At 62.4% G+C, this 7,218-nt stretch carries 4 protein-coding genes and 4 pseudogenes; 5 read left to right on the top strand and 3 right to left on the bottom strand.

What is annotated here, in order from left to right; all coding sequences use genetic code 11:
• Window positions 1–390 (bottom strand): transposase (locus MTR62_RS06885; RefSeq protein ID WP_244018331.1); only part of this gene is annotated, 390 nt, incomplete at its 3' end.
• A 433-nt stretch (window positions 391–823) separates the two neighbouring features.
• Between MTR62_RS06885 and MTR62_RS21580 the strand changes: the two are divergent.
• Both MTR62_RS21580 and rpoD read left to right on the top strand, forming a co-directional pair.
• Window positions 824–2,179: pseudogene (locus MTR62_RS21580) on the top strand (RNA polymerase sigma factor region1.1 domain-containing protein); the annotation flags it as partial.
• A 29-nt stretch (window positions 2,180–2,208) separates the two neighbouring features.
• A pseudogene (rpoD, locus tag MTR62_RS21575) lies at window positions 2,209–3,009 on the top strand (RNA polymerase sigma factor RpoD); the annotation flags it as partial.
• Window positions 3,010–3,741: 732 nt separating this feature from the next.
• On the opposite strand, the pseudogene tnpC reads toward rpoD, so the two are convergent.
• Window positions 3,742–4,461: pseudogene (tnpC, locus tag MTR62_RS06875) on the bottom strand (IS66 family transposase); the annotation flags it as partial.
• Here tnpC and MTR62_RS06870 point away from each other — a divergent pair.
• Window positions 4,450–4,602 (top strand): annotated as a pseudogene (locus MTR62_RS06870) (IS110 family transposase); the annotation flags it as partial. The pseudogenes tnpC and MTR62_RS06870 overlap by 12 nt on opposite strands.
• Window positions 4,603–4,608: 6 nt before the next feature.
• Here MTR62_RS06870 and MTR62_RS06865 read toward each other — a convergent pair.
• Window positions 4,609–4,761: a hypothetical protein gene (locus tag MTR62_RS06865; protein ID WP_244018329.1), complete on the bottom strand. Its 153-nt coding sequence runs from the start codon at window positions 4,759–4,761 to the stop codon at window positions 4,609–4,611.
• Between the two features lie 802 nt (window positions 4,762–5,563).
• Here MTR62_RS06865 and MTR62_RS06860 point away from each other — a divergent pair.
• Both MTR62_RS06860 and MTR62_RS06855 read left to right on the top strand, forming a co-directional pair.
• Window positions 5,564–5,857, top strand: a complete 294-nt coding sequence (locus MTR62_RS06860; protein ID WP_062068364.1) for a helix-turn-helix domain-containing protein — start codon at window positions 5,564–5,566, stop codon at window positions 5,855–5,857.
• A gap of 11 nt (window positions 5,858–5,868) precedes the next feature.
• A complete protein-coding gene (locus MTR62_RS06855) occupies window positions 5,869–7,125 on the top strand; it encodes a type II toxin-antitoxin system HipA family toxin (protein ID WP_244018327.1) in 1,257 nt (418 codons plus the stop codon).
• The last annotated feature ends 93 nt before the right edge of the window (window positions 7,126–7,218 follow it).

Raw genomic sequence — 7,218 nt, 5'->3', positions numbered from 1 at the left:
GTCTCCAACGGCCTTGATGCCCGTGCTGTCGATCAGCCGATGCAATGGCCCGGAACGGGGCTGGCAGGGGATCTCGACAAGCAAGGTCTTCTGCCTCCGGCTCAGAGTGCTGAAATCCGGCACCAGCCATACAAGCCCGACCATCGCGAGAAGGCGGGCGACCATGCCGGAGGTCTGGCGCAAGGGCAGCTTGAACACGCCCTTCTGGGGCAGGCTGGCCTGGATCGCGGCGTCGGAGAAGACAGGGTGGCGCCCGCGATTACGGGTTGGCGCGGACAGCATTTGCATCCCGGGATCAAACCAGACCTGAAGCGACCCCCTCTGCGCCAGCGCTGCGTTGTAGGACTTCCAGTTCGTCGTGCGGTAGCGTGCGCGGGGCGGTTTGCTCATCACCGACCCATAACCAACTGAGTTCACAATCGGAATCCCTCGGGCATTTGCGCAACAAAGCCCCCTGACTGGAAAATGCTCTGATACCCAAGCGCCGAGAGGTGCAGGCATCAGGGCTTGGTATAAGATAAGGAGCGCGCGCCCGGCTTCGGCCTCAAGGGGCGTCCGGCATCGCCTCGCCTGCCGCGATCACCCCCTGTGGACGCCTGCGTGTCATTTCGCCTTGCATTTCCGGCGCGGGGGCGTGACAGAGCGCAGCGATCCCACACACGAAAGGGCAGCCCAGGCCTGAGATCGTCGCTTGCGGGCGCGCGATCTCACGAAATCGTGGACAGCGCGCTGGAACTTCGCGGGCTTGTCCGGCAATGGGGCTGTCGCAATCGCCTCCACGGTCTCGTGCCCGAGACCTGAAACCTGAGTTGACGACCTAGATATGAGCAGAAATGAACGCGGCGCAGAGATGGAAACGCCGGTTATCGAAGCAAACCGCGGCTCTGTCGCCAAGTTCATAGCCTATGCCAAGCGTCGCGGCACGATCACCGTCGACGAGCTGAACAGCGCCCTCCCGCAGGACCAGATGACCGCCGACCAGATCGAGGACGTCATGGCCGCGATCTCGGAGATGGGCATTCGGATCGTCGAGAACGAGGACGATCCCGACGCCGACGATACCCCGGAAAAGACCAGGGCGCGGGCCGGGGACGAGAGCGACGAGGATTCCCCGTCCGACGAGGATGGCGGCGACGAAGACGATCAAGGCAGCGAGGGCAACGCGGCTTTCGAGAGCCGCGCGGCCAAGCCCCGGAAGGCGGAAAACATCGGCAGCACCGATGATCCGGTCCGCATGTACCTGCGCGAGATGGGCGCGGCCGAGATGCTCACCCGCGAAGGTGAGGCGGCCATCGCCAAGCGTATCGAAGCTGGCCGCGACATGATGATCCAGGGCCTGTGCGAGAGCCCGCTGACGTTCCATGCGATCATCCAGTGGTCCGAGGCCCTCGATTCCGGCCAGATGCAGCTGCGCGAGATTCTCGATCTCGACGCGATGTTGGCCAAGGAAACCCAGTCGGAAACCTTCGCCGAAAGCGACGAGGATGACGGCGGCAACGAAATCAGCGAAAAGACCGCGGGACCCTCGTTCAGCGATGACGAGGATTCCGAGGAACAGGACGCGGACCAGCTGGACGAGAATGGCTCGCCCGCCGCCAACCCGCGCCGCGAAGAAGCCGACGAGGACGAAGGCGGCATCAGCCTTGCGCAGATGGAAGCGACGCTCATGCCCGATGCGCTGGAGCGCTTCGCGCTGATCGCCGGGCTGTTCCGCAGCTTCGAACGCCTGCAGTCGGACCGCACGCAGGCCGCCGGGCTCGGCATCGCTTTCCCCGAGGCGCGCGAGGCGCAATACCAGCAGCTGCGCGGCGAGCTCACCGCCGAGGTCGAATCGGTCAAGTTCCACGCGGCCAAGATCGAGGAACTGATCGACAACCTCTACGTGTTCAACCGTCGTCTCACGACCCTGGGCGGGCAAATGCTGCGCCTGGCCGAGCGCCACAAGGTCAAGCGCGCCGATTTCCTCGATGCCTACGTCGGCCGGGAACTGGACGACAGCTGGGTCGCCGAAATGGCCGGCAAGGACAAGAAGTGGGCGGCTTTCGCGGCGGCCGAAGCCGATGCCGCCGAGCGGATCCGCAACGAGGTCTCGGAGATTGCCGCGGCCACCGGCATGGCGCTGTCCGAGTTCCGCCGCATCGTCAACATGGTCCAGAAGGGCGAGCGCGAGGCGCGTATCGCCAAGAAGGAGNCAACGAGGTCTCGGAGATTGCCGCGGCCACCGGCATGGCGCTGTCCGAGTTCCGCCGCATCGTCAACATGGTCCAGAAGGGCGAGCGCGAGGCGCGTATCGCCAAGAAGGAGATGGTCGAGGCGAACCTGCGTCTGGTGATCTCGATCGCCAAGAAGTACGTCAACCGCGGACTGCAGTTCCTCGACCTGATCCAGGAAGGCAACATCGGCCTGATGAAGGCGGTCGACAAGTTCGAATACCGCCGCGGCTACAAGTTCTCGACGTACGCGACCTGGTGGATCCGTCAGGCGATCACCCGCTCGATCGCCGATCAGGCGCGCACGATCCGCATCCCGGTCCACATGATCGAGACGATCAACAAGCTGGTGCGGGCCAACCGGCGCTTCCTCCACGAACACGGCCGCGAGCCCACGCCGGAGGAAATGGCCGAGCAGCTCTCGATGCCGCTCGAAAAGGTCAAGCGCGTGCTCAAGATCGCGAAGGAACCGGTCTCGCTGGAAACCCCAGTCGGAGATGAAGAGGACAGCCACCTCGGCGACTTCATTCGCGACGAAAACGCGGTGATCCCGGTCGATGCGGCGATCGAGGCCAATCTGAAGGAAATGATCACCCGTTCGCTGGCCTCGCTCACCCCGCGTGAGGAACGCGTGCTGCGCATGCGCTTTGGCATCGGCATGAACACCGATCACACGCTCGAGGAAGTCGGCCAGCAGTTCTCGGTCACCCGCGAGCGCATCCGTCAGATCGAAGCGAAAGCGCTGCGCAAGCTCAAGCACCCGAGCCGTTCGCGCGCGATGCGCGCCTTTCTCGACTGATCATACGGCACCGATCCAGCGTCGCGCGTGAGAGGGTTTACGCCCCCTCACGCGCCGCCGTGCGCGTAAAGAGGATAACGGTCTATTCGCCCCTGTCGCCGCTGGGATAGCTGTACCGCCAATCCTTGCCGCCAAAGACATCGAGCAATGCGGCCTCGGGCACCACAAGCGGCTCGATGCCGCCAGCAGGCAGGCCCAATCGTGGGCCACCCAACCCGAGTTCGTCGAGCCTTCGGACAGGTCCATGGGGGCGATGCCCCAGGCTAGAGCGGTTTTCACGCATTTTCCGCATCGTCTGGTAATTCCACCTGACTGGAAAAAAGCGCTAGGCGCGTTCTGGTGTCACTCCGCACAAAGCCGGTTCAGGGTGCTCCGCACGGTTGCGGCAAGCCCAGGCAGGTTCACAGGGCCATGCGTGTCCACCCGGATGACCGGTCCGACACCAACCGGGCCGTCGTATTCATCCAGCATTTCGCACGAGATATCTTTCAGCGGATGGGCCCGGTGGTGTCCCTTTGCCGCCGCGCGCGCGGAACCGCCATGCGCAGGTCTCGGGTCCACAGTCACAGTGAATTTCGAGGATTGGCCCGCCGAGACCGAGCAGACGCGTGCGCTCATAAGCGCTGCGCGACCGGAAGTTGGCCTCCAGCACGGCGGCGTACGGCGCGCGCTCCGCCAGCGCCCACAGCAGCTCCATCGCCGCGCCTCCGATCCGACGCGATGCGGCCAGATCGCATGCGCGAAGCAGCCGGCCTCGATCACGGGGGCGGGCTGACGGCCGGGCGCATAGAGCTCGTTGTAGCCACCATAGGCATCGGCCTGCAGAATCCCTGCCCAGGACGCCAGATGCGCCCGCGGATGCTCGCCGCGCCGGTCGCGGGAATAGTGGAACAGCGCTGCGGGCGGATCGCTGCCGGCAAAGGGCCGGTCATCGCGGACGTAAACCCACAGGCGCGCCGTATCGGTCTTGCCCTTGGCCAGGACCGGCACGGTCGTATCGTCGCCATGCAGCCGCCGGGCCGCAAGCACGTGCGCCTCGATCCGTCGATAGAGCGGCATCAGGGCGAAGGTCGCCGCGCCCACCTGGTCGGCCAGCGTCGAGGTGCTGAGCGCCACGCCTTCGCGCGCGAAGCGCTCGGCCTGGCGGTTGAGGGGCTGGTGCTGGCCATACTTCTCGAACAGCAGCATGGCGAGGAAGCTTGGCCCGGCCCATCCGCGCGGCACGACATGGAACGGCGCCGGGGGCTGCGTGACCGCCTCGCAATCCCGGGATGAAAACTTCTCGCGGACCGTCTGGATCACCTTCCACTGGCGCGGGATCACTTCGAGCGTCTCGGTCACGTCCTCGCCCAGCTTCGACAGGCGCGCGCCGCCGCAGGACGGGCACGAACACGGCGCGGGAATGACGACGCGCTCGCGCGGGAGATGTTCGGGGAACGGCTTACGGCGTGGGGCATGAATGTCGCGAAGCGACGCGGTATGGCGAAGGCCCGCGTTGCTGTCGCCCGCAAGCTTGCCGTCATCATGCACCGCATGTGGTGCGATCATAGCGAGTTCCGCTGGGGCAAGGCGCCGACCTGCCAGGCAGCATGAGGAGAATTAAACCGCATCCCGCCTGACAACGCGGGTATAGGTCTTTACGAGGAACTCGATCAGGGCGTCGACAAGAGGATCGTAATTCTGGTTGGCTTCGCGCCGCGCGTTGCCCAGGATCGCCTTATATTCGGCTTCCAGCGCCCGATAGCGATCCATAGCAACGGGTTCATTGATGTCCCTGGCCATTCAGCGAGAACTGGAAGAACTCGCGGCCCTTGGGGCTCCTGCACGGGATCAACGACACCAGCTCCCTCGGGAACCGGCGCCTGTACATCAGGATGCCGCTCTTGCTCTTACGGAGGTAATCTACCACGACGATCATCTCATGCCTCGGTGTACGAGTTGGTGTACGACCGAGCGGTTACCGAATGGTGGATTTCCGGGGTTTCATTAGAAACCAACCCTTTAGAAGGGTGTTGGTGCCAGAAGAGAACTCAAAAACGGCAAATTTGTTATTATAATTCAATAGAATACTGCGTCTGTCGTCGGTAGATGCCATAATCGATACCCTGGGACTTTTTGCTTCAGAGGTTCGAGTCCTTCGACGGAAAATTCCGACCTGAAAGCAGGTCAATCAGGCGGGTGATTCGGATAACCCGGTTCCGATCGTTCCAAACAGGAAAACCTAATTTTCGCGCGGAACGATAACCTGAAATCTGCGCATCCCGAAGCGCTTGACCCGGCGTGAGGAGCCGCCGCTGTCCGAAATACGACTTCAAATTTCGGACAGATCATAGGCCGCCAGACCCTGAAGATGCCATTTCCCAGCGTCTCATCGCTACCAGTCGCTTGTTCTCTTCGCTCCTGAACGGGCAGACGTTATCCAAATCATGATACGTTTACATATCTCATTCAGCCTATATGATATGAAAAGGGATCATTCAAATTTGACGTGCCGGCCAAAGCAAGATATGTAGACGCTTCATGTGATTTCATTTTGAAACGTATAGGGATCACCGTGAACGCTATATCCGAAACCCTGCGCGAACTCGGCGACCTCCTGCGGCAGGCGAGGCTGGCGGCCGGGTTGACGCAAGAACAGGTGGCCGATCTGGCTGGCATATCCCGTCCACGCTATCGCGATATCGAAACGGGCATTGCTGCAGCGCGCGCAACGACGCTCATGAATGTCTCCCGTGCGCTCGGGCTGGAGATGATGCTGGTGCCGCAAGCGATGGTCCCGGCCGTCCGGGCATTGATGCGTCCGCGTGACGACGACGACTTGCCCGCCTTTGTTTCACAGCCGGATTGAAGGCGAACCTCATGGCTCAGACTTCTCACGCACCTCAGGCGATCCAGTCCCTGGACGTGTTCCTGAATGCTCTGAAGGTCGGTGTGATCGTCAGGACGCCCGGTGACTTCAACGCGTTCAGCTTTGACGAGGCATACCGGACGACTGGCGGTGTGCCGATCCTCAGCCTGTCCTTCCGCGCGGCCACCGGGGGCTTGCGCAAGGATCCCAAGCCGGTGAGCGGGGCATTGCCGGCCTTCTTCGCCAACCTGCTACCAGAAGACAAGCTGCGCGAGGCGATGGAAAAGCATCATGCAGACGCCGTCCGTCCGGGCAATGATTTCGACCTGTTGGCGGCGCTCGGCGCGGATCTGCCGGGAGCCGTCCGGGTCCTGCCGAGTGACGGCACGAAAGTAACGTTGCAGGACAGTGCAAAGGGAAAGCCGAAGGCGCGTTTTTCACTCGCGGGCGTGCAGATGAAGCTGTCGGTGATGAAGAACACCGGCAAGGGGGGCGGCCTGACGCTTCCGCTCGATGACGACCAGGGGCAATATATCGCGAAGTTCCCCTCCACGGCATTTCCGGGTGTGTCCGAGAACGAGTTTGCCAATCTCGCCTTGGCGGCCGCGATCGGCATGGACGTGCCCGAGCGCGAACTGGTCGAGAAATCCGATTTCGAGGGAATTCCGGACGATTTCGACACGCTGTCAGACGGCAAAGTCCTTCTCATCAGGCGTTTTGACCGTGGCTCACAGGGTGAAAGAATCCACATCGAGGACTTCGCCCAGGTGTTTGGCGTCTATCCTTCGCGCAAATATGAGGGGGCGGCCTATCACGATGTGGCCGCCGCCGTGAACGCGGCCGTGTCCCCTACCTCCGCGCTCGAATTTGTGCGCCGGCTCGCGCTGGCGGTGGTGACCGGCAATGGCGACATGCACCTGAAGAACTGGTCGCTGATCTATCGTGATGACGGCAGTACGCCCGCGCTCGCGCCGATCTATGACGTATTATCGACCATCCCTTACATTCCCACAGACAGCATGGCGCTGTCACTTGGTGGCGAACGGTCGTTCAAGGCGCTGTCGGCGCCGCGCTGGAAATCCTTCGCGAACCGCGCGAGGCTGCCCGAGCCGGCGGTTCTCCAAGCCGTCGTGGAGACGGTGGCTCGCGTCAATGAGCATTGGTGGCATCTGCCGGAGCGCGCCGTCGTCCCAGCGAAGGTGCTCGAGCGTATCGATGCGCATGTGAAAGTGATGACGCCGATTCTGAACTCCTGCGCGGAAAAATAAGCACGGAAGAAACTCGGACGATATTGTTGTCATCGCAAACGAAACAATCTTGTCGAGACGATGATTATCCATGTTCCCAATCGGGAATATGAC

This window comes from Novosphingobium organovorum, from assembly GCF_022832435.1.
Lineage (GTDB): Bacteria > Pseudomonadota > Alphaproteobacteria > Sphingomonadales > Sphingomonadaceae > Novosphingobium > Novosphingobium organovorum.
Note: the sequence above shows the minus strand (reverse complement) of the source record. Positions and strands in the feature narration are given on the sequence as shown.